Here is a 22,618-nt window from a genome sequence, read left to right as displayed (position 1 = left end):
CACTGACTTGTCACTCATAGGCGTTTTTGATTCTGGCGTAGGTGGCTTATCCATTTTGGATGAGGCTCTGCGCCAGCTTCCACAACATGACTATATCTATTTAGCTGATTCTGCCAACGCGCCTTATGGTGAAAAATCAGGCCCATGGATTACTGCCCGCAGCCTGAGTCTTTGCCGATATTTAGCAGACTCTGGGTGCGATGCCATTGTGGTTGCTTGTAATACCGCTACTGCAGAAGCGATTAAGCAAATTCGTGATGCATTACCAGTGCCAGTGATTGGGGTTGAGCCAGGAATTAAACCTGCAGCCATGCAATCTCAAAATGGCATTGTGGGTGTCTTAGCTACTGAAGCCACTCTCAAAAGCGATAAGTTCAACGCCCTATTAGCCACGCTGCCAAATCATTGTCAGTTCATCAAACAAGCAGGCGCGGGTTTAGTGCCGCTAATTGAAGCTGGTCATGCCAATAGCGAAGAAACCTTAGATCTTTTGGCAAAACACCTTGAGCCCATTCAGGATGCCGGCGCTGATACGATTGTTTTAGGATGCACCCACTACCCTTTTTTGCGTAAGTCCATTCGTAAATTGTTGGGCGAGTCAATTGCCTTGATTGATACAAGTGAAGCAGTTGTAAGGCAACTCAAACGCCAATTAGAACTGCAAGGTCAATCTCTGTTGGGCGATAGCCATGGATCGGTTAGTTTTATCAGCAGCAAAGATGATCACACCTTGCTGAATATGGCCCAAAATTTAATGCATAGCGATCTCAAAATGCATCAAGTCAGTTCAGACTTATTGGGCGCTATTCGATGAGCCCTTTTTTACAAAAGATGGATGCTCACCTGCCGTTTAATAAGACTGAACGCATCATTATTGGCATCGTTCTTTTGCTGCATGCATTACCTGCACTGGATCTTTTGCATTGGACCTCGCCACCGCCAAAAATGGATGATGAACGAGTCATGGCAAATTTAGTGAGTCCTGAGGCAGCTGCTCAGCAAGCACCTCCTGCACCAAAGGCGCCACCACCAAAACCAAAAGAAGAGCCTAAGAAAAAGGCGGTTCAAGAAAAGTCTTCTCAAGCACCAAGCCCAAAGCAGGCGCAAGAGAAGCCGACACCCCCAAATCAGCAACAAAGCAAAAGTGAATCATCTCAAAGTCAGATGCAAAATGCTGCCGTAGCACCGGCTACCAGCGGTGGTGCAAGTGGCACCCCCATTCAGACGGACATTGGTAAACTAGTCGTCGTATATCAGCCAGATGCTGATGCCTACTACCCATCATTCTCAAAGAGATCTGGTGAACAAGGCACTGCCGTTGTGCGTTTGATTATTTCTGAAACGGGTGATGTTGAAGATGTGGCTCTATTGCAGTCAAGCTCCTTCCCTAGATTAGATCGCGCAGCAACGGACATTGGCAGACGTTATCGTTTTAAACCTTTTGTAGTGAATGGCTCGGCCCAAAGAATATCCACCAATCTTTTAATTAAATTTAATCTCAAGAATTAACGACTATGAATACACCATTTGGAATTGCAAATCTCTGGCTTGAGGGCGATGCAATTACGCGCTTTGTAGCATTGGCTTTGCTCACCTGCTCAATCGTCACTTGGGTGATTTTGCTTACCCGCGTTTGGGAGCTGCGTAATTTGCGCAAACTGAAGCCTGAGCTAGAGCAATTCTGGCGCGCCACTTCATATGAGCAAGGTCTTGAGGTATTTAGTAATCACGCATCTAATCCCTACTATCAGATCGCTAAATCGGCTAACGGTGCCTCGGCTCATCACCAAAGTCAGTCAAATAATCACCGTGAACTTTTACAAACCCTGAACTACTCAGAATGGATGGCTCGTAGCATTAAGAACAGTATTGATTCTGTTGCAGCTAGCCTGCAAAAAGGTCTGACCTTCTTGGGTTCTACTGGCGCAGTTGCACCATTTATCGGTTTATTCGGCACTGTCTGGGGCATCTATCACGCCCTCATCTCTATTAGTAGCTCTGGTAGCGCCCAGATTGACCAAGTGGCTGGCCCCATTGGCGAGGCATTAATCATGACAGCATTAGGTTTGGCTGTAGCGATACCTGCTGTGCTGGGATTTAATGCTATCAATCGTGGTAATAAATTACTGGTAGCCGAACTCAATCGCTTTGGTAACGACCTACTTGCTTACTTTGTGACCGGCGCACGCGTGAAGTCTGGAGAATAAGTATGTCCTTTCATATTCAGGACGATCAGAACGAAGATGCCATCATGGCCGAAATCAATATGACGCCAATGGTGGATGTCATGTTGGTGCTTTTGATTATTTTCATTATTACGCTGCCCGTAATTCAACAAGCAGTCAAGGTAGAACTTCCAAAAGCCAATAGCGTTCGCAATGAAGTAAAACCTGAATCCGTACAGCTTTCGATTGATGCTAAAGGCCAGATCTTCTGGAATAGCACCCCGATTGATTTAAAAACCTTTGATGGCTATGCTGAGAAAGCCGCACAAAAAGATCCACAGCCAGAAATCAATTTACGGGCAGATAAGTCAGTGAAGTACGAGTATGTTGCACAAGTATTGGCCGCATCTCGCCGTGCTGGCTTAACCAAATTAGGCTTTGTTACTGAGCCTGATTAAGCTTAGCTAGTACTCTTACTTAGTTCTGTAAGGCATTTTCGAAGGTAGGCAGAGCTCTTCGCTTACGTGAGTTCCATTGCCCATTGCCTCACCCAAAATCCCGCCTTGGATTTTTTCTACCTTTTTTAGCTTGCCACTTACTGGATCAAGCGTAATTTGGGTTGAAACTGTACCAGCCGGGTAAGAGACGCCCATGACATTTTCGGGATCAAAACTAGCCTCAACGAGTATCAAGATATTTGGGCGAGCTAGAGTGACACTCTTAACCACTTGCTTGCCATAAGCATCAGACTGATCTAGATCGCGATCATCTAAATACACTTTTGCTTTTTGCGTACCAGAAGCAAGAGTAATCTTCATCTCGTATTCTTCGGTATACCCTTTTTCTGAACGCTTGCAATTAAATTCCATCACATCAACGCCCCAGGCAATAGCAGAGGTGGAAAATAAAAAAGCACAAAGTAATAGCTTGAGTGTATTCATAATTAATGCATTAAAGTGGACTGGAGCTTATCCTAATTGGTGTTACAGGCGCCAATCTGATTTATATCTTTTGCGAACCACGCCATCATCACCCTCTTCGCTTTCCTCGTCTTCTTCTGAGTCATCAGGTGCTTTAAACCACTTGAAGACCACCAGCGCTACAGACAGCAAAGACATGATGAGACCGAATGCACCCTTGATTTGATCAACCATTTGCGCGCTTATTAAGGGCTGCTTACTGGCGAGATACATTTCTGTTCCATCAGAAATGGGGAAACCGGATGGAGTCAAAATTTTATCTTCAGTAATAGGGAAGCTAAAGCGAGAGGCTACTTGAGGGCTATACAACACTGGTAACAATGCAGAGATAGCTCGGGGATCAACATTCTTGTTTGCCAGCAAATTGAGATTGACACCCACTACCTGAATATCAGTAGCAGGTACTGGTGGAGAAATTTGGTACATATATGCCAGTATCTTGGCATCTGCCACCCAACCCATACGCATTGCTAGCGATGGAGGGAAAGACATTTCTAGTAATTGATATCCGCGTTTCTGTACTAAGAAATCGACCGTAACCGAAGGGGCGTAAGAGACTTGCACAATAACGTCCGGAAGCTTTTCAGGCTTCATGCTGAGCAACTGCTCATCGCTGTAGTTCGATTCTACGTAGTCGACCTCAGGTACCAGACCAGAGAAGTGCAGGATTTGATTGGAAACAATACTAGGGCCACCATTTTTCTCGCCTAGATTTACTACCTTCCCACGAATATCCCGAATGGACTTCACGTCGGGTTTCACTAAAAACTGGATTAGTTGGGGTGCGATCGATGCAACCTGCCTGACATCTTCGTAACCAATCGCATCCACACCGCCCTGCACAAAGGCTAGATCTAATCTGCCATCATTGAGTTCATTAAGCGCTTGAAATGATCCAGCAGTAGGAACAATGTTCAAAGAAACGTTGCGACGAGCAGCCTCTTCTTGCAGTACCTTTGCCAAACGATGACTTTTGGTAAGCATGCCGCCACCACTAATCGTCAGTTCGTAGTGACGTGGAAATAAGTCATAGGCGAATTTACCTGCCAAACCAAGCAAGAGTGCAATGGCCACCAATGCCAAGCCTTTACGAATGTGATGCTTACTTCTAAGCCAATCTAGGGCTGCATAGAGATACTCTTCTACTTCATTAGTGGGGGCTGAATTTCTCATAACTTATATTCCTGCTGAGAAACCTGAGTGAGACCATGCTTAACAAAAATATCTTGTGCGGAGCCGCTTAGACTGTAATGCACAAAATCTCTGGCTATCTGACTCGCTGTATTTTTGCTGACTAAGAACATATCCCTGCAAAGTGGATAGAGTTTGAGCAATATAGTCTTATCGCTAATTTCTACACCATTAATAGCAATCGTTTTAAGCTTCTCGCTCAAGTTACGAATGGTTAAATATCCAATCCCAAACTGATCTTCTGCGAGCGCATTAACAAGCTCAACGGCACTATCGCATAACTTTGCATCGTGACGGAATTTTGAACCCCGCAGAACCATGTCCTCTACAAACGCCCTAGTGGTTGAGCCTTCATTTCGGGTATAAACATTGATTTTTTTATTGGGACCACCCAATTGATCCCAATTATTAATGGAGCCTTGGAAAATGCCATCTAATTGCTCAAGCGAGATACTCTTAACACTGGAGCTGGGGTGAACCACAATGGCAACGCCCTCAATACCGATGAGATGGCTGTGTAGATCCAAATTAAATTCTTCGAAATTGAGGTCTCGCGACATCATTGCCAGATCTATGCCGCCGTTGTCCAAGGCCACCAAACCTGCGAAAGAGCCGCCCCCTTCAATATCGATCTTGGCATGGGTAAATTTTTCAAGAAACGGAGGAATTAATAAAGCAACAAAACGTGATACGGCAGCAGACCCTGAAATCATCAATTCTTTACGTGCCTTGGCGATTAAAAAGGGATAAGCAACAAAGCCCGTTACTGCTGCGCCAGCAATGCCAGCAGAAATGATTCCTATATTAAGGAGTAGTTGTCGGCGGTTCATCATCATTCACCTGCCGCAGGGACTAAACCCATTTCTTTAATCATCATTTGACCCTTGTTCGGATCTAAACAATAAGCAATGAAGTTATGAACCTCGTTGTGCGCTGAAGATTTAGCTAATAGCTGTAGCTGATTGCGAATAGGATAGTGCTGTTGCTTGATATTGGTGTAGGTAGGCAAAAATCCATCTATCGCCAAAGCCTTTACTTTTCCCTTACCTAGGAAAGTAGTGCCCACATATCCTATAGCCAAAGGATCAGAGCTAACAGCTTGCATCAAACTATCAAGACCATTAACGACCTTAGCCTTTAAAGTAATGTGATCTTTCCCGGCAACCTGTCTTTTCCAGGGCTCGTACGTTCCCAATTGGGGGTCGTGACTCACTACATTAATAGCGCCCGAGAATTTACCCAAAGCATTCCAATTGGTAACGCTGCCGGTGAAGATGTCGTGGAGCTGCTCCAAAGATAAGTCATTAATTGGGTTAGCAGGATTGACAATGGCAGCAATACCATCAGTAGCGATGCTCACTTCATCTATCGCTAATTTATGCTTGCTTGCCCATAATTGAATATTCTGAGGAATCTGCCCGGATGCCATACCAATATCAGCCGTGCCATCTAGGGCGGATTTGTAACCCATAGCAGTGCCCCCTCCTAACAGAGGTAGGCGAATATTTGGGTTCTCGTCCATATACTTCAAGCCAATGCGTTGCATCACCTTCATCACGGTACTGGAGCCACGCAACTGAATGAAATGCACTAGGTTTGCTTCTGGGGGATTACTAGACATCGTCATGCACCCAAGGAAGGCAGTATATGAACAATGGCCTCAGGAGTAACTCGACTTTCACCTACAAATAGCCCCTCCAGGGCAATAACCAAGGTGAAGAGTACGGATACACCAATGGTGACACCACCAACGTAGGCGACCATTTTTGGCAATGGGTTTTGCAGCCAACCAAAGATGATGAGCAATATTACCGACACAGAAAGCGCTTGCCATAGATAGGAAGGCAATTGAAGTCTTGTGGCTGATAAACGCGCCTCCCTTACATCGGACAACTGATTTAAGGTAGTCACTATCTCCGCCCTAGCCATTTGCTGAACAGGATTTCGAGGGTCTAAGAGCCTAATGCCTTGTGTTAAATCGGTTAAGTCATTAGAAGCTTGTTCGCTACGTTCATTTTTTGCCATCAGCGGCCACTCATCATCAACAATGGCATCGGCATAATTTTTTAAATCGCCTTGAAGCTCAGTGGCATTGGGACCACCAAATGCTGCTAAGGATCGATTGAGCTTAAACATTAATGCTGCTTCTCGAGAAACTAAATCCTCAACGTTGCGATGATCACCCTGAACACGCACCAAAGAGAAGGCGATGAGCAACAAGGTAATGGAGGTAAATAACTTAAAGCCCTCTTCTGCCCCCTTAGCAAGATGCTCACTCGGATTTAAATCATATTTCCAGCGGATGTAACAAGGAATTGCGGTAGAAAGTAGCAATCCTATAAACATAATGCTCAAGCCAATAACGATGTTGGGCAGTGCGTGCAGGTAATTAATCATGTATCAATATTTTCTTTAAAACAAGTTGAGCATTACTAGTGGATGATAAATAGATTTAAGGTAGACATCAGATTTACAGACTCGAGACTTTCATGATAGTTGTCCGCATTACGTGAGCGACTCGCAGTTGCAACCCCAGAATTACGGATCGATGGCACATCATCGTAGGATTGCACTAGGCTATCCCCACCCCGCAAAGCCACAGGCGTAGATATCTCATGAGGCACTCCTGGCGGAAATGGTGAAATACTTCCAGCAAATCGGTTTTGGGCCATAGAGGCAATTACTGCAGGATTACTGTTCATCGCATTTATACGATGACTGTATTTACCCTCTCTTTGTGGCGCTGCTTTAGCCACAGTAAGCGCCTTATTGCCACTCTCTTTGGCGCTCGCCTTTCCACCATTGTGAAAGCCGTTGGCATATTTACTTACGTACTTAGATGCAGTAGTGGTCGATTTTGCAGTTCCGTTTTTAGATTCTTTTTTATCAGCAACATCTTGCGCGGTCCCCGTTCTGCGACCATCTGAATTATTGTTTGATCCATCCCTGCCAGCATTAGAGGCAGCGCGATTACTTGGCGGTGGAGGTGGAGCTACCGCCGCTGGGGGAGCCTGTGTTGCAGAAGAATTAGCGACTACTGCCACAGGAGCGGATGGGGGCGCAGTTGGTGGTGCAGGTGGTGTGAGCTGAATGCTACCGTCGGCCATAACCGCCAATGGAGCTGCGCTAATCGGAGCAGGCATAGAAACTTCTCCTCCAGTTGGAGCTGGCGGCGGATTTGCTGGAGCTGGAGGTGGCGCAACAAAGGAAGATAGTGAGGCTGCCACTTCTAACTTAGCAGGTGCAGGTGCGGCAATCGGAGGCGCAAACACTATTACTGGAGGGGGCGGGGGCGGAGGTGGCGCGGTGACTACAGGCGCAACAGCGGGAGCTGTTGTGCCGGTGGTGGTTGTAGTAGTTGTTGTACCGCCAGCTACAACACTTTCATCCGCAAGAAGCATAGCAGAGAAATTTGCAATTTGCGCAGTAGAAATCGTAGTGCTGCCAGCGGAAGTGAGAATCGCAAGAGAATTCACTGTTTGACCTGCAATATCGATGTAACCAGGAGCGCCACCTACTACACCAGAAGAACTGGCATCGATAAGAGTGCTAGCATCAATAGTGGTGGCAATTGTTGAGGCATCACCTATCAAAATAATTCCGCCTGTAGTGCCGCCATCTGCAAAGATCTGTGAATTGCCAATCTTAGCGGTACCACTTGCGGTAATAGCAATATCGCCTCCTACACCACCTGCATTTCCATTTGCCGCAATAATGGTCTGCGAAATAGTAGTGTCACCCGCTACCGTAGCAATAATAATATTGCCACCATTTGTAACGCCATTAATCGAACCATTGGCCTGTAAGTAAGCCTGTTGAGATGCAGTGTTTGCAGTGGCAAGGGTAATTGCATTTCCTGCAATCAGATTAATCGTACCGCCATTACCGTTAATACCATTTGCACGAATAGAGCCCTCGGAATAAATAGAATCATTAGCGGCAACTGTAATTAAACCGCCAGACGAACCATCTGCAATTAAGAAACTGGTTGATCCCAGGTTTATGGTGTTGGCAACAAGTCTCATATTGGCCCCCGTCCCACCAACTAAGGGGCTTGCACTAACAAGACTTCCGGAAACATAAATTGCTTGGGCTAGGAGTTCAATTGCGTAACTTAGGCTGCCAGGACTTGCTCCAAGTAGATCATTGAAGCCCTGAATCTTGCCCGAGCCCCCTATATTGATTGTTCCACCCTGAGCTTGAGCGTAAACAGCACCCGCCTGAATAGTGCTATTGATAGTGATGCTGCCGTTATCTGCATATAGGTAAAGACTAGTTAACGGATTGGATGAAAGGACATCCGCCAAGAAAGTGATAACAGGAGTAGAGCTAGTTGGGCAACTTGCAATAGGTCCACACGCTGAGGCGGCAGCATTCAAGGTAACGTTAGTGGTGGCCAAAGCATTAGTAAGTGCATTTGCAGCAGCAGTATCAATCACGATAACAGCCGGGTCAGTTAACCAATTACCAAAATTGCCATGAGGGGCTGAAGTATCAACTACCAGGCCTTGGCTAAAAATGACTTTGCCAGTAGAGCTAGTCTCGATAAATCCACCATTACCTGAGATAACACCACCCAACGATTTCAAAATGCCAGCTACTGTGGTTTGAACCTGAGACCAGATTGCGATAGTTCCGCCATTGCCTGCTTTAGTAGCAGAGGTGTCGATGGTGGCGTTTTGTTCGACAGTAACTACATTTGCTAATTGATTATTTTGCGCTGCCTGGCTTGCATTCACTTTGATTGCATCTGGAGTAGGAATATTGATCTGAGTGCCACCGGATACCTGAGTACTTGCTAAACCAATATTGACTTGTCCGCCCCCTGTTGCACCGGTAGCAGTAGTCTTAGAGTTAGATGCAACTGTTATTTCGTTGCCAACTAGATTGATTTGACCGCCCTGAGATTGCTGACTATTCGCGCTAAGCTTGCCTGCCTGAGTGATGAAGTTAGCCACGAGCTCAATAATGCCGCCATTGTTAATTGCTGATGAGGCAGAAATGCGACCCGTGTTTTTGATAACAGAGGCTAGAAGCTGGTTGGCAGCTCCAGTTGAGATTACAACCAAACCTCCTGGGGCCTCAATGATCCGCTTATTAAAGATGAGGCCGTTATAAACACCTTCATCAACACTAAGGGCGATCAAACTGAGGCCTTGAATTTTCAAAGAAATCTGGGTACCGGAGCCGATGGCGACTGTGCCGCCCTTTTGAGCAAAGAGATAGCCCTGATTCTGGACTTCCGGCGCCAATAAAGCGATATACCCACCATCTACATTAGTTTTGATTTTGCCTTCATTAATGACTTGGCCTACGCCGTTACCATTAAAGATTGACCTTCCATCCATGAAATCTCTATCTGCAATATTCATGGTTGTTGCCACTACACCAGCGGCATTGACTTCTGCACCCTTACCAAAGGTGACGCCATTCGGATTTACAAAAATAACTTGGCCATTAGCATTAACTGCACCCTCAATCATCGATGGGGTTGCACTAGTAACCCGATTCAAAGTCACCGCATTTGCATTTGGTTGGTTAAAGTTAACCGCTGCATTTTTGCCAACATTAAAAGTATCCCAATTGATCACTGCGCGTTGCGAAGTTTGATTGATGTTCATCACGGCAGAAGTGGCAGTTGAGGATGAATTAATCGAAGCACTGCCAGCGACGACTTGGCCGTTAGTGGGGAGCGTATTTGCTGGAGGTGAAACTGTGGCTCCCTGACTTATGCCAGAGCATGAGAGCAGGAAAAAAGAAAGTGCTAATACAGCCTTAATCCTAGAAGAAAAGGTACTGAAATGCCCAACAGGATGGTACGAGGATGAAATCCCCGAGGCATTAATCAAAAGCATCCATTTAGTACGTTAGTGCCTTGATTTTACGAGGATTTATCACAAAAAGCAGGCTCTGAGCAGCTAAATCGCGGCTTTGCGCCTCATTTAAGGGGAAAAGGGAGGGTTTGTGTGGTTTTGAGGTGGTGCCCGAGGCCGGAATCGAACCGGCACGACTTTTTTGAGTCGGCAGATTTTAAATCTGCTGTGTCTACCGATTTCACCACTCGGGCTCGCACAAACAATAAAGCCGTGCTAAATAAACCAAGACAAGCGAAATTTTAGCATGTAAGCCTAAATGACCATTGGGAAGAGGTAAGGTCAGAGACCCAGACTGCTCGCAGGGCAAAAATACTAAAATACGCCCATGAAACCCAAAGGCCATTCAGCAGGACTTCACAAATTGATGCGCCCTATCGCATGGGTTGCTTTAGTCATATTGATACTTGCCTTGGTAGTCACGCTGAGCTATCTGTATTCCGCGCAATCGAGCCCCGCCGGAAAGCGCACGATTAAGACTCTCGGTGATTCTGTAGTCATCACTTTTGATGAAGCAGACATTCCTCATATCAAAGCCAATAGTCAATCTGATGCATTGTTTGCTTTGGGGTATCTGCATGCCACTGAACGCTCTTGGCAGATGGAGATTAATCGTCGGCTTGCTAGTGGACGCCTCTCCGAAATTTTGGGTAGTGAGACCGTCAGCATCGATCGCTTTATACGAACGTTGGGAATAAAGCGTGCTGCTGAGCATCAGTTTGATAAATACCCAGTTTCAGCAAAACGTTTATTGCAAGCGTATGCAGATGGCGTGAATGCTGGCAACGCTAACTTGGGTTGGGCGCTACCTGTTGAATATTTTTTAACCGGGTCCAAACCGGGTCACTGGTCACCAACGGATAGCGTTGCTTGGATGCTGATGATGGCCTATGACTTGGGTGGTAACTGGCAAAAAGAATTACAAAGGCTAGAGCTTTCTCAATACCTCAGTACCAAACAAATCTGGGAGGTGCTACCCCCTTATGAAATTGGTGAGCCGCCTACGAATACAGATTTTGCCAAAATCTACCGCGACCTCAATGTATTTAACCCGCAAGCTGGACCGGCTAACAGCAAATCCAAAAACCTTCCCACTACAGAGTTGACGCAAATTGAGCTACCCGGGGGGAAGGAAGGCATTGGCTCCAATAACTGGGCTTTGAGCGGCAAACTGACTGCTACTGGTAAGCCTTTGCTGGCCAATGATCCCCACTTGGGTTTATCTGCACCCGCAGTTTGGTATTTTGCCCATCTAGATGCACCGGGCCTTAATGTGATTGGCGCAACCCTCCCAGGTATTCCGGCGGTGATTTTAGGCAGAACCGAGAAGATCGCCTGGAGCTTTACCAATACCAATCCTGATGTCCAAGATAGCTATATAGAACAGCTTGATCCAAAAAATCCTGGCATGTATCGGGGTCCAGATGGCATGCTACCTTTTAAAGTGCGCCAGGAGGTCATCGATATCAAAGGTGCTCCACCGCTTAACTTTATTGTGAAAGAAACCAGGCATGGTCCAGTAATATCTGATTCTTATGCACGTGCTCAGCGAGCAATTGACACCAGTCGTTTTGCATTAGCACTACGCTGGACCGCTTTAGATTCTGAGAATCAATCTGTAGTCGGTCTCTTAGACATGAATCGTGCCAAAGATCTAGATACTTTTAAAGATGCGCTGCGCAAAAATTACGCGCCGATGCAAAACGTTGTTATGGCAGATAGCGATGGCAATATTGCCTATCAAGCTGCTGGAGTTGCCCCTAAGCGATTGCTGCATCAAGGCCTTTATGGTGTCGCCCCTGCTCTAGGTTGGGAAAAGCAATACGACTGGAGCGCTTATGTGCCTTTTGACCAGCTACCAGCGAGCAATAATCCTGAGCAAGGTTGGCTTGCTACAGCCAACCAACGCATTATTGCCAGCAATGATCCCAACCCACTTACCGCTGATTGGGATTTGTCTGCTCGTTACGATCGGATTGTTGAGCTCATCAAATCTAGGGGTAGTCATGATCTCGACTTTATGAAAACGATGCAGGCAGACACCCTTTCTTTGAGCTCGGTTCCTCTATTGGATCTTTTTAAATCTAGTAAGCCTACTCATCGTTTGGGGGCTCAAGCATTAGAAATGAGTAAGAACTTTAATGCGGATATGTCAATCAATAGTCCAGCTGCTTTATTGTTTAATGCTTGGGCTGATCAACTCACGCGTAACCTATTCTCTAGGTTGGGCTATATCTTTACTCAAACCTACGGCGATCGCAACTATCGCGGGGCCCTGCTCGCACAAATTAAAAATCCCAATAGTCCTTGGTGTGATGATCCAAAAACACAGCTGATCGAAACCTGTATTGATGCATCCAATAATGCATTTGATAAAGCGCTTGATTATTTGAGTAAAGAATATGGAGATGATCCTAATAAGTGGTCATGGGGTAAAGCGCATATCGCCATCTCTGAACATCGCCCATTAAGCAAGGTTCCTATACTCGGCAAAGCTTTTAATCTAGAAGTGCCATTTCCGGGTGATAGCAATACGATTAATGTCGGTAGGCTGGAATTATTACACTCCCAAAACCCCTACGAAACACTACAAGCGCCCAGCTTAAGAACAATATATGACTTCTCTGACCTTGAAAAATCGGTGTTCATCTATCAAACAGGTCAGTCGGGCTGGGTGCAAAGCAAGCTTTATCGCAATATGAATCCCTTATGGGCTAAGAATGAGTACCTCCCGCTCCAAATGAAGCCAGAGAATAGTAAGCGCACTCTAGAGCTGATAAATAAGTAATTCCCTGTATCTAGGGCGTATAAAATATTGCAAAAGCATTCGTAAGCAACCTTTTGAAAGTCTTTAAATGAAAAAAATTCTTCTTGCTAGCTTAACCTCCTCAGCTCTGCTACTTTTTTATAGCAACGCTAATGCGGCCTGGAAAGAGTTGGGATCAAATGAATTGATGGTGGTCTATGTCGATACTGATACTGCACGCACCCAAGGTGAAAAAACTCAAATTGTTTCGATGCTTGATCTCAAAAAGCCCGGTGTTAATCCAAACAATAAAGAGACTGTCAACTCGATCGTTGGTGTAAATGAATTTGATTGCCCTACCGTAAGCTACCGTCCAATCGCTTACAAAGAATTTGCTGGCAACAAAGCAACTGGCAAAGTGGTTTCGGAAAACAATACTCCGGATAGCAAATTTGAGCCTGTAGTCAGCGAGACTTGGGCTGCTGGCGTATTTAACTCTGTTTGTAAACTGAATAAGTAAGCGCCTATCTGTCCATGCGGACAATTTGGTTTTATGTATTGATTGTTTCTTGCCCGATACTGCAAGGGTGTATGGCACCCTTAGCAGCCATCGGCACTACTAGCACTGCCGCAGCTAGCTCAGCAGGAACAACTGTAGTAGGAGCTGCAGTAGCCAACCCCATAACAGCTACTAGCATTGCCTCCTCGGTAACTACTGGAAAATCCCCCTTAGAGCATGCAGCTTCTGTAGCCACTAAAAAGGAATGCAGCTTTACCAATATCATTGGTCCCAAGCCTATTTGCGAAGAGGTAGTTCTACCTAAAATTACTGACAATAGCGCCCCACTGAGTGGACCTGCAGACCAAATAAAAGAAGCCTCTCAGCAATAGCACCTCACAAACCCTGGAATAACACCATTCAGGGACTAAAATCATCGTTTATTAGCAATAAATCACTATTGAAACGATTAATTTAGCAATGACTACTGAAAACTATTACCTCACCCTTACCTGCCCCAATAAACCTGGCATCGTAGCTGCTGTATCCACCTATATCTTTCAGGCGGGCGGCGACATTGAAGAAGCTCAACAGTTTGATGACAAAGCTTCCAAGCGATTCTTTATGCGCGTGAGCTTTAGCTGTCCGACAGATGGCAACACATTACGCTCCGGATTTACAGAAATTGCGAAGCGGTTTGAACTCACCTGGAATCTGCGTGCAGTCAAGGATTTAAAACGCGTACTCATCATGGCATCCAAGTTAGATCATTGCCTAGTAGATCTTTTGTACCGCTGGCGCATTGGTGAATTACCAATGATCATCTGCGGTATCGTCTCCAATCATCCTCGTGATGTCTATGCCAGCATTGATTTTGCTGACATTCCTTTTTATCACCTGCCCGTTACCCCTGAAACTAAGCCTACTCAAGAAGCCAAGTTATTGGAAATCGTTGAGGAATCTAAAGTAGATATGGTGATTCTGGCTCGCTATATGCAAATCTTATCCGATGATTTATCCACTAAATTATCGGGACGTTGCATTAACGTACATCACTCCTTTCTACCGAGCTTCAAAGGCGCAAAGCCCTATCACCAGGCTCATGCGCGTGGCATTAAGCTGATTGGAGCTACCTCCCACTTTGTTACTAGCGACTTAGATGAGGGTCCGATTATTGAACAGGACGTTACTCGCGTTACTCATGGCGACACACCAGAAGACTTGGTCCGCAAAGGTCGAGATTTAGAGCGCACTGTTTTATCTCGTGCATTGCGCTATTACTTGCATGACCGTGTGTTGATTAACGGCACAACTTCAGTTGTCTTTTCCGACTAATAAATATTTGTTTTGATATTCGTTTTAGTTAAGGTCTAACCCCTGGAGATTCCAGGGGAAGTCCTCGTGCACGCCACGCTAAGAATAATTCTAGTTGCGCCATCTCTGGCGAACCATACTCATACTGTTGCGCTCTGACACCACTCATGCAGTTACGTAGTCTGCGCTGTAATGATCCCAACGTTTGCCATTCCAGACGATAAATAGGATATGCATTGGGATGACCCTGCGGTATTGGGGCGCCACCCAACTTCAAGCCCGCCCTCTCTTCATGGCATTGAGCACAGGATAGGTTCAACTGCCCCATTCGCTCATAAAAAGATTGACGACCTTTTTGTAACTCAGCTTTATTTTGAGGCGTTTCTTTAACCGAAATTGGCATTCCTTTGGATTGGTATGCGACCAATGCTGTGAGCGATAAAAGATCCTTGCTTTCGTAAGCAAGTGATGAGGTACCTTGCGCGCCGACGCGACATTGATTGATTTGACCCTCGAGAGTCTGCAACTTCCCGTTCATGATCTTTGGAAATTGAGTGGCAACTCCCCGCATAGATTTTTTCGGATCACCATGGCAACTGGCACAGGACTTATTGCTCTTGCCTACCTGCGTATCCCAAAGCGCTTGACCATCACCTACCCAAAACATGGCTGGATTAAGACTGGGATCATCTTGCATTGCTTTATTTTCTGCAGACATCAATTGATAGCTCGATTGAAGTGCTTGCTTGCCATTATCAGAGGCAGCTTCTACCTGGGGGCCGAAAAATAAGATGCTACAGCCACAAACCAGGGTGAGCAGTAGATTTCTCATGAAACTGTAATGTGCGCTTGATTGATGGCCTCATAACCATCATCGCCAGACCACTTAAATTCTAATGTTCCAGTCTCGGTAGCAATCGTTGTAAAAATGATAAGGGGGTTAGCGCCAATACCAGGGTAAAAATCTGCCTTGAATACTTCGACATCGTTATAGGTACAAGTAAAGACACGAATAATATCGCGTGGAATTAATTTCCCGCCCTCACTATACCGAAAGCCAGACTCCATATCGTGCTGTGCAATCGCACGGATCTCAATAATGGCACCTTTCTTAGCGCTCGATGGCATGGTGATAGAGGTGCGTGATGTTTTACTCATACCAACTCCGTGCAGGCAGACAGCGTGACCAAGGTCTCTGCGCTACCTCTATAAAAACTACCATTATTCATTTGCGCAATCGCCCACACAGTTTGACTATCAGCCAAGCGAACACGCGTGGTAATTTTTGCTGAACCCGAACGAGGACTCAAGTAAGCAGTAAAGATATTGGGTAGAGGGTTACCTTCTGCAATCACATGAATTGCTTTAACGTAATCATTGGCAGTCATAGGGCTATCTACACTAACCTTCAGCACCACCAGATTACCGTTCTCTACCAAAGGCGGAATGACTAGATTGACCTTGCCGTCTTGCACTAACTTGCCACCGGTAATTTCTTGAATGGCTTTTGCTGCATCTTCCTTTTTAGCGAATGCAGTTAAAGGACTAAACCAAAGGCCTAAAGCAAGAACGCCAAGGCTCTGTAATTGTTTAAACCAATTACGGCGACTGGTTTGATGGGTTAATGTTGGTTCAATCATGGCTTACTAGAATTTAAAGTCAATAAAAAGGCAACAACGTCTTCAATCTCTTGCCCATTCAATATGGTTTGACCCATGAACTTAGGGGCAACGCGATTGAGATGGTCAACGCTGAAGTAAGTTGGCATGATGGTATTAGGATGAAAGTAACTAGAATTCACAATTCGCGCTCTGAGTTGGGGCGCCGTATAGCGTGCAACACTAGCGCTTAATTCAGGGGCTAGATTTCCCTGAAAACGCTCCTCAGGAAATGGGCCGCTGTGACACAGTATGCATAAGCCGGTTTGACGACTGGTAACAATACCGCGCCCGCGCAGCGGATCACCCGGTGTTGCTGTTAAGGGTTGCGTAATTTCTCCTGCAACAATGCTCGCATTACTTTGTGCACTAGCCTGACCAAGATTGAGGGCGACTAGCAAGAAAACTGCCAGTACGCACCCCTTTCTCATAAATACTTCACAGTGCTTTGATAATTAAACGAGCTTAATGCCGCTATTTTTCAAAGGAACTGTGCGGTAGCGTTTGCCAGTAGCGCGGTAAATTGCATTGAGCACTGCCGGAGCAGCAACGCAAATAGTAGGCTCACCAACACCACCCCATTCACTGCCGCCGCCTTGGATCAAAATAGTTTCAACCTTAGGCATTTGCGATAAACGAATGGAGTTAAAGGTGTCAAAGTTCTTTTGCACAACCGCACCTTTTTCAATGGTGATCTCTTCCTCGAAAAGTGCTGACAAGCCATAGACAAATGAGCCTGCAACTTGACGTTCAATCTGCGCCGGATTAACAACATAACTAGGATCAGTTGCAGCAACAATGCGATGAATCTTCACATCGGTGCCATTAGTCACAGAAAGCTCACAAGCTGCAGCAACATAACTACCAAAGGCTTTCATTTGAGCAATGCCACGATAGACCCCGGGAGCTGCTGGCTTAGTCCACCCAATGCCCTCAGCAGCCGCATTAAGCACTGCTAAGTTACGTGGATAGTTTTTCATATGCTTACGACGGAACTCTACCGGGTCCATGCCGGTGGCATCAGCCAACTCATCCATAAAGGTTTCAATAAAGATGGCATTTTGATTTGCATTCACACCACGCCAGAATCCTGGCGGGACGTGAGTGTTACGCATGGCATGATCAATCGTGAGGTTGTCAAAGCTATAACCAAAAGCATGCTCACCCAAAGGCTCGTAACCTTGGAATGCCAAAGGATCTTTACCTTTATTAGAAGCAACTACTGCTGGGCGTACTGATGCCAAAATAGATTGGCCGGATAAGCGCACATTCAAACCTGTGACGTTTTTCTTGTCGTCAATTGCTGCCGTCATTTTGCACATCATGACCGGGTGGTAACGGCCTTGCGTCATATCCTCTTCACGCGTCCAGATCAACTTAATTGGTGTGCCGGGCATTTGCTTAGCAATATTCACCGCTTGTGTTGTGTAGTCCTGGAAGGCGCCACGACGACCAAAGCCACCGCCCAAATTTACCTTATAGACATTACACTTTTCAGCTGGCAATCCGGAAGCTGCAATAACAGCAGCCAAAGAGGCTTCACCATCTTGCGTTGGAACCCAAGCTTCGCATGAATCCGCTGTCCACTTTGCAGTAGCTGTTTGTGGCTCAAGGGTGGCGTGATTGAGGAATGGATAGAAGTAAGTAGCTTCAATCTTTTTAGATGCACTAGAAAGTGCGGAGTTCACATCACCATTGGTGTTATGGACAAAAGCATCGTCGGCAGTTAGGCCCTCTTCCAGCATCTTTTTGATGGAAGCGCTAGAAACATTGCCGTTTGCACCGTTATCCCAAACGATATTGACTTGATCCAAAGCCGTTTTCGCTTGCCAGAAGGTTTCGGCCACTACCGCAACCGCTGAGTCACCTACCTGAACTACTTTCTTGACACCCTTCATGTTCTGGGCTTTTGCAGCGTCATAGCTCTTGACCTTGCCACCAAATACTGGGCACTCTTTGATGTTCGCTATCAACATACCTGGCATCTTCAAGTCAATTGCATATACTTGACGACCAGTGACCTTGTCAGAAACACCATCAATACGATTGACAGGCTTACCGATTAACTTCCACTCTTTTGGATCTTTCAATGGCACTTCAGTCGGCACTGGTAACTGAGATGCCGCAACAGAAACCTTACCGAAACTTGTCTTACGGCCAGATGGAGTGTGAGTAATGATGCTATTAGCAGCCATACACTCTGAAGCAGGTACATTCCATTGATTTGCTGCCGCTTGAATCAACATCATGCGGGCTGCAGCTCCACCCTTGCGAACATATTGTTCTGAAGTACGAATGCCACGGCTACCGCCAGTGGAGTAGCTTCCCCAAACACCCTTACGAGCCAAACTCTCTGCTGGAGAAGGATACTCATAAGAAACTTTTTTCCAGTCGCACTCTAATTCTTCTGCAACCATTTGTGACAAGCCAGTTATCGTGCCCTGGCCCATTTCAGAGCGCACGATACGAACAACCACATCATCATTCGGCTTGACAACGACCCACACACCAATCTCTGGCGTTGCCAAAGGCGCCATAGAAGTGGTGCCGGTACCCATGGCAGCATTGGCTTCAGCCATGAATGTGAAATCAAAACCAATTGCAAGGCCGGTAGCGATTGCGCTAGAGCCAACTACAAAATGACGGCGGGAGGTATTAATAGTAGTAGTCATGTTTCCTCCTTAGGCTTTGCTAGCAGCATGAATAGCTGCACGCACTTGTTGGAATGTGCCGCAACGGCAGATATTGGTGATCGACTCATCGATTTGAGCATCTGTTGGCTTTGGGTTATTACGCAACAAAGCAGTTGTTGCCATCACCATGCCAGATTGACAATAGCCACACTGTGGCACCTGATTGTCAACCCAAGCTTTTTGAACTTTAGAAAGCTGTCCACTCTTCTCCAAGCTTTCGATGGTTTCAATTTTTTTACCTTCTGCAGCCGCAACCGGCAATGAGCAGCTGCGCATCGCTTGACCCTCGAACAGAACTGTACAAGCACCACATTGACCAACACCACAACCGTATTTCGTTCCGGTTAAGCCAATTTGCTCGCGGATCACCCATAACAATGGGGTATCGGGATCAACATCTACTTTGTACTTCTTACCATTGACGTTTAACTCAGCCATGAGTGATCTCCTATTAGTCTCTGTTCTTGTTACTTGTTCTTATCAGCTAGGCGGTATTGCAAAAACCCTAGCTTTTTCGTGTCTTTATCTTACTGAAGAAATAAGTTATTGCGATGCAACATAAATGAGTGCCTGTAAGATCGGGGCATGATTTCTGGGCTCGTACAAATCCTTCTGTTTCAAAGCATTGGCGAACTTGTTTCCAAGCTTTTACTACCCACCCTTCCTGGGCCCGTGATTGGTTTGGTATTACTGGTTGGATGGCTGGTTTTGCGCAAAGGAATTAACCCAGAATTAGCAGCTGTTGCAGATGGCTTTAGTCAATATCTTGGCCTACTCTTCGTGCCCGCTGCCGTAGGGGTAGTTTTATTTCTACCGCAGTTAAAGGCAAATGCCTTTGCTATCATTACCGCCTTAGTAGCCAGTGTCATTTTGACTATTGGTTCGAGCGCCGTTGTTGTGCGCTTCTTAAGCAAGAGAGTTAGCGATGAATGAGAAACATTCCATCGTAGAAATTTGGGTATACCTCTCAGGTAGCCCGCTCTTCGCACTCTTTATTACCCTGGCCGCTTATCAAATAGGATTGACGATTTATCGTCACGCAAAACAAAATCCTTTAGCTAACCCAGTAGCCATTGCCATCCTCATCGTGGCAACATCGATTCAACTCATTGAGATGCCTTACTCCACCTACTTTGAAGGTGCCCAGTTCATTCACTTCTTACTGGGCTCTGCGACTGTTTCTCTAGCAATCCCGATTTATCGCGGGCTAGACAGTCTCAAGGGCAGATCTCTTCCCTTGATTGCAGCTCTTTGTACCGGGGGTTTGGTGTCGATTGTGAGCGCAGTAGAGATAGCCACTCTATTGGGTGCTGATAGCAGTATTACTGGTGCAATGTATCCAAAGTCAGTGACAGCGCCAATCGCGATGGGCATTGCTGAACGTATCGGAGTCTCACCAACTTTGACTGCGATCTTTGCTGTGAGTACAGGCATTCTTGGGGCAATTCTGGCGCCCTTTGTTTTGAATGCACTGGGTATGAAAGCTTGGTGGCAAAGAGGCTTTGCCATTGGTATTGGTGCCCATGGTATCGGCACATCACGTGCCTTTAGCATCCATCCGGAAGCAGGAACTTATGCCAGCCTTGCAATGGGGATGAATGGTGTGATCAGCGCCATTGCTATTCCTATCATCTATCACTTATTTAATAAGTAATCTTCACAATAAGTTTAAGCAGCAAGCAAGGTGGGGATGCGTGCATGTTTTACTTTTGGTTTGATTGTTTTTCTTGCTTTCCAAAGGTCATAAGTAGATTGCTGTGCCAACCAAAGACTAGCACTACCGCCATTCTCAACACCCAGCCAGGCCTCAATGCGTAATGCCATCTCAGGAGAAATCGCAGCCTTACCATTTAATACGCGAGATAAGGCTGGACGAGTTACCCCCAGTTGTTCAGCCGCTGCTGTCACCGTAAGCTCTAACGCAGGCAGAACATCATCTCTCAAAGTGAATCCTGGATGAGGTGGGTTATACATTTTTCTCATTTTTATCACTAATGATAATCCTGATAATTGACCAGTATTACATCTTCCCCTTCAAATTTGAATGTCATTCTCCAATTTCCATTCAAGAAAAAATAAAGTACTTTTTAAAGCCTACGAGGGCTATGGTTAATTGATTTTCATTGCAGCATCTACTGCGTCACCCAAGACACTGCATAAGAATTCAACTTCTTTTGGCTCTGAGATAAACGGTGGGCCTACAGCAATCACATCGCCAGCAACACGCACTAGTGCACCTCTTTCAATGCAGGCCTCCAGGACCTTGAGCGCTCTTAGGCCTGGCTTACCGGGCACGGGCTCAAGCTCTACCGCACCAGATAAGCCAAAGTTACGAATATCTAAGATTCCTGACTTGCCTTTCATGGCATGGAGGCCATTTTCGAGAACGGGCTCTAATGCTTTGGCACGATTAATGAGGTCATCAGACTCAAAAATATCCAAGACCGCATGCCCTGCGGCTGTTGGTATTGGGTGACCTGAGTAGGTATAGCCATGAAAGAACTCAATCGCCTGCTCTTGCCCGCCATGCGAGATGATGCTGTCATAAATATCATCACGCACAATCACGCCTCCTAATGGAATGACGCCATTCGTAATTGCCTTAGCAAATGTAATCATGTCAGGCACTACGCCAAATCGGTCGGCACCAAAGTTAGCGCCCAATCGACCAAAGCCAGTAATAACTTCGTCAAATATCAACAAGATACCGTGCCTAGTACAGATCTCACGAATCTTTTGCAAGTAACCTTGTGGCGGAACAATCACACCAGTTGAACCCTGTACTGGTTCCAGAATCACTGCTGCAATCGTATTGGCGTCATGAAGCGCAACAATCTTTTCCAACTCATCTGCTAGATGTGCACCCCAAGTAGGCTGCCCTTTTGAATAAGCCATTTGTGAGAGATTAAGCGTGTGCGGCAAATGATCTACCCCAGGCATCATCATGCTGGCAAACATTTTTCGGTTCGCCACCATTCCGCCAACAGAGATACCACCGATACCAACACCGTGATAAGCACGGTCACGACCGATCATCCGAATACGCGAGGCATTACCCATCACGCGGTGATAGCCAATCGCAATCTTTAATGCGGTATCGACTGCTTCTGAGCCGGAGTTCGTAAAAAATACTTTATTAAGACCTTCTGGAGCCATCTTTGCAATGCGGCTTGCCAAGCTAAAAGTTGCCTCGCTTGCCATCTGAAACGCCGGGCAATAGTCCATGGTTTCATATTGTTTGGTGATGGCTGCACCAATACGTGGATCAGCATGCCCCAAGGGAGAGCACCACAGCCCTGAAAGGCCATCAAACAACTTACGACCATGGTCATCGTAGTAGTAAGCTCCCTTGGCAGACTGCATGATCTTAGGATGCTGATGAAAGTAGCGATTGGGAGTAAATGGCAGCCAGTAGGCCGACATATCAATCCCATTAGAAGTTTTATTTGATGCGCTCATCGATTTCTCTTGTAGTCTTAATGCAGTGATTTGCTTTTGA

General features: G+C 46.0%; 25 protein-coding genes and 1 tRNA gene. 10 read left to right on the top strand and 16 right to left on the bottom strand.

What is annotated here, in order from left to right; genetic code table 11:
- The first annotated feature begins 7 nt into the window (after positions 1-7).
- Genes murI through A9236_RS09165 form a run of 4 tightly spaced genes read left to right on the top strand, consistent with a single transcriptional unit; the run spans position 8 to position 2,623 of the window.
- Positions 8-814, top strand: a complete 807-nt coding sequence (gene murI / locus A9236_RS09180) for a glutamate racemase (RefSeq protein ID WP_071465070.1) — start codon at positions 8-10, stop codon at positions 812-814.
- On the top strand, positions 811-1,509 hold the full coding sequence (locus tag A9236_RS09175; RefSeq protein WP_071465069.1) for an energy transducer TonB: 699 nt from the start codon (positions 811-813) through the stop codon (positions 1,507-1,509). Before murI ends, A9236_RS09175 begins: the two co-directional genes overlap by 4 nt.
- Positions 1,510-1,514: 5 nt before the next feature.
- On the top strand, positions 1,515-2,207 hold the full coding sequence (locus A9236_RS09170; RefSeq protein WP_071465068.1) for a MotA/TolQ/ExbB proton channel family protein: 693 nt from the start codon (positions 1,515-1,517) through the stop codon (positions 2,205-2,207).
- 2 nt (positions 2,208-2,209) lie between these two features.
- Entirely contained in the window at positions 2,210-2,623 is a 414-nt protein-coding gene (locus tag A9236_RS09165) for a biopolymer transporter ExbD (protein WP_071465067.1), read from the top strand.
- A 15-nt stretch (positions 2,624-2,638) separates the two neighbouring features.
- Here A9236_RS09165 and A9236_RS09160 read toward each other — a convergent pair whose 3' ends face one another.
- From A9236_RS09160 to A9236_RS09130, 7 genes are all read right to left on the bottom strand, one after another.
- Positions 2,639-3,106, bottom strand: coding sequence for a hypothetical protein (locus A9236_RS09160; RefSeq protein WP_236638809.1), 468 nt, complete (start codon positions 3,104-3,106; stop codon positions 2,639-2,641).
- Between the two features lie 42 nt (positions 3,107-3,148).
- Positions 3,149-4,318, bottom strand: coding sequence for a TAXI family TRAP transporter solute-binding subunit (locus A9236_RS09155; RefSeq protein ID WP_071465066.1), 1,170 nt, complete (start codon positions 4,316-4,318; stop codon positions 3,149-3,151).
- Entirely contained in the window at positions 4,315-5,166 is an 852-nt protein-coding gene (locus A9236_RS09150) for a phosphate ABC transporter substrate-binding protein (RefSeq protein ID WP_161485640.1), read from the bottom strand. The genes A9236_RS09155 and A9236_RS09150 overlap by 4 nt, the downstream gene beginning before the upstream one ends.
- A 2-nt stretch (positions 5,167-5,168) precedes the next feature.
- Positions 5,169-5,957 carry a phosphate ABC transporter substrate-binding protein gene (locus tag A9236_RS09145; protein WP_071465064.1) on the bottom strand — a complete coding sequence of 263 codons (789 nt, stop codon included), beginning with the start codon at positions 5,955-5,957 and terminating at the stop codon, positions 5,169-5,171.
- Positions 5,958-5,959: 2 nt separating this feature from the next.
- A complete protein-coding gene (locus tag A9236_RS09140) occupies positions 5,960-6,733 on the bottom strand; it encodes a DUF4239 domain-containing protein (protein WP_071465063.1) in 774 nt (257 codons plus the stop codon).
- 35 nt (positions 6,734-6,768) lie between these two features.
- On the bottom strand, positions 6,769-10,191 hold the full coding sequence (locus A9236_RS09135; RefSeq protein ID WP_083393450.1) for a filamentous hemagglutinin N-terminal domain-containing protein: 3,423 nt from the start codon (positions 10,189-10,191) through the stop codon (positions 6,769-6,771).
- A gap of 123 nt (positions 10,192-10,314) precedes the next feature.
- Positions 10,315-10,403, bottom strand: a tRNA-Leu gene (locus tag A9236_RS09130).
- Positions 10,404-10,537: 134 nt separating this feature from the next.
- On the opposite strand from A9236_RS09130, the gene A9236_RS09125 reads away from it, so the two are divergent.
- The 4 genes from A9236_RS09125 to purU all read left to right on the top strand — a co-directional run bounded on the left by A9236_RS09125 (position 10,538) and on the right by purU (position 14,789).
- Positions 10,538-12,997 (top strand): penicillin acylase family protein, encoded by a 2,460-nt coding sequence (locus A9236_RS09125; protein ID WP_071465061.1) that lies wholly within the window; start codon positions 10,538-10,540, stop codon positions 12,995-12,997.
- 67 nt (positions 12,998-13,064) lie between these two features.
- Positions 13,065-13,475: a surface-adhesin E family protein gene (locus A9236_RS09120; protein ID WP_071465060.1), complete on the top strand. Its 411-nt coding sequence runs from the start codon at positions 13,065-13,067 to the stop codon at positions 13,473-13,475.
- A gap of 14 nt (positions 13,476-13,489) precedes the next feature.
- The gene (locus A9236_RS09115; protein WP_143070604.1) at positions 13,490-13,846 is read left to right on the top strand and encodes a hypothetical protein; all 357 of its coding nucleotides are present in this window, start codon (positions 13,490-13,492) and stop codon (positions 13,844-13,846) included.
- Between the two features lie 88 nt (positions 13,847-13,934).
- Positions 13,935-14,789, top strand: coding sequence for a formyltetrahydrofolate deformylase (purU, locus tag A9236_RS09110; protein ID WP_071465058.1), 855 nt, complete (start codon positions 13,935-13,937; stop codon positions 14,787-14,789).
- A 28-nt stretch (positions 14,790-14,817) separates the two neighbouring features.
- Here the strand turns inward: purU and soxA are convergent, their stop codons facing one another.
- Genes soxA through A9236_RS09080 form a run of 6 tightly spaced genes read right to left on the bottom strand, consistent with a single transcriptional unit; the run spans position 14,818 to position 19,557 of the window.
- Entirely contained in the window at positions 14,818-15,600 is a 783-nt protein-coding gene (gene soxA / locus A9236_RS09105) for a sulfur oxidation c-type cytochrome SoxA (protein ID WP_071465057.1), read from the bottom strand.
- Positions 15,597-15,926, bottom strand: coding sequence for a thiosulfate oxidation carrier complex protein SoxZ (locus A9236_RS09100; protein ID WP_071465056.1), 330 nt, complete (start codon positions 15,924-15,926; stop codon positions 15,597-15,599). The genes soxA and A9236_RS09100 overlap by 4 nt, the downstream gene beginning before the upstream one ends.
- Positions 15,923-16,408: a SoxY-related AACIE arm protein gene (locus A9236_RS09095; RefSeq protein WP_071465055.1), complete on the bottom strand. Its 486-nt coding sequence runs from the start codon at positions 16,406-16,408 to the stop codon at positions 15,923-15,925. Before A9236_RS09095 ends, A9236_RS09100 begins: the two co-directional genes overlap by 4 nt.
- Positions 16,405-16,857: a sulfur oxidation c-type cytochrome SoxX gene (soxX, locus tag A9236_RS09090; RefSeq protein ID WP_071465054.1), complete on the bottom strand. Its 453-nt coding sequence runs from the start codon at positions 16,855-16,857 to the stop codon at positions 16,405-16,407. The genes A9236_RS09095 and soxX overlap by 4 nt, the downstream gene beginning before the upstream one ends.
- A 24-nt stretch (positions 16,858-16,881) precedes the next feature.
- Positions 16,882-19,098, bottom strand: coding sequence for a xanthine dehydrogenase family protein molybdopterin-binding subunit (locus A9236_RS09085; RefSeq protein ID WP_071465053.1), 2,217 nt, complete (start codon positions 19,096-19,098; stop codon positions 16,882-16,884).
- A 9-nt stretch (positions 19,099-19,107) separates the two neighbouring features.
- Positions 19,108-19,557 carry a (2Fe-2S)-binding protein gene (locus A9236_RS09080; protein WP_071465052.1) on the bottom strand — a complete coding sequence of 150 codons (450 nt, stop codon included), beginning with the start codon at positions 19,555-19,557 and terminating at the stop codon, positions 19,108-19,110.
- 147 nt (positions 19,558-19,704) lie between these two features.
- On the opposite strand from A9236_RS09080, the gene A9236_RS09075 reads away from it, so the two are divergent.
- Together A9236_RS09075 and A9236_RS09070 are read left to right on the top strand one after the other, a co-directional pair.
- A complete protein-coding gene (locus A9236_RS09075; RefSeq protein WP_071465051.1) occupies positions 19,705-20,052 on the top strand; it encodes a CidA/LrgA family protein in 348 nt (115 codons plus the stop codon).
- The gene (locus tag A9236_RS09070) at positions 20,045-20,773 is read left to right on the top strand and encodes an LrgB family protein (protein WP_071465050.1); all 729 of its coding nucleotides are present in this window, start codon (positions 20,045-20,047) and stop codon (positions 20,771-20,773) included. The genes A9236_RS09075 and A9236_RS09070 overlap by 8 nt, the downstream gene beginning before the upstream one ends.
- 14 nt (positions 20,774-20,787) lie before the next feature.
- Here A9236_RS09070 and A9236_RS09065 read toward each other — a convergent pair whose 3' ends face one another.
- From A9236_RS09065 to A9236_RS09060, 3 genes are read right to left on the bottom strand one after another with little or no spacing between them, the layout of a single operon-like run.
- A complete protein-coding gene (locus A9236_RS09065; RefSeq protein ID WP_071465049.1) occupies positions 20,788-21,102 on the bottom strand; it encodes a HigA family addiction module antitoxin in 315 nt (104 codons plus the stop codon).
- Between the two features lie 8 nt (positions 21,103-21,110).
- Positions 21,111-21,188 carry a type II toxin-antitoxin system RelE/ParE family toxin gene (locus tag A9236_RS11545; RefSeq protein ID WP_369821176.1) on the bottom strand — a complete coding sequence of 26 codons (78 nt, stop codon included), beginning with the start codon at positions 21,186-21,188 and terminating at the stop codon, positions 21,111-21,113.
- 40 nt (positions 21,189-21,228) lie between these two features.
- Entirely contained in the window at positions 21,229-22,578 is a 1,350-nt protein-coding gene (locus tag A9236_RS09060; protein WP_071465048.1) for an aminotransferase class III-fold pyridoxal phosphate-dependent enzyme, read from the bottom strand.
- Positions 22,579-22,618 lie beyond the last annotated feature (40 nt).

It is taken from the genome of Polynucleobacter sp. QLW-P1DATA-2 (assembly GCF_001870365.1).
Lineage (GTDB): Bacteria > Pseudomonadota > Gammaproteobacteria > Burkholderiales > Burkholderiaceae > Polynucleobacter.
Note: the sequence above shows the minus strand (reverse complement) of the source record. Positions and strands in the feature narration are given on the sequence as shown.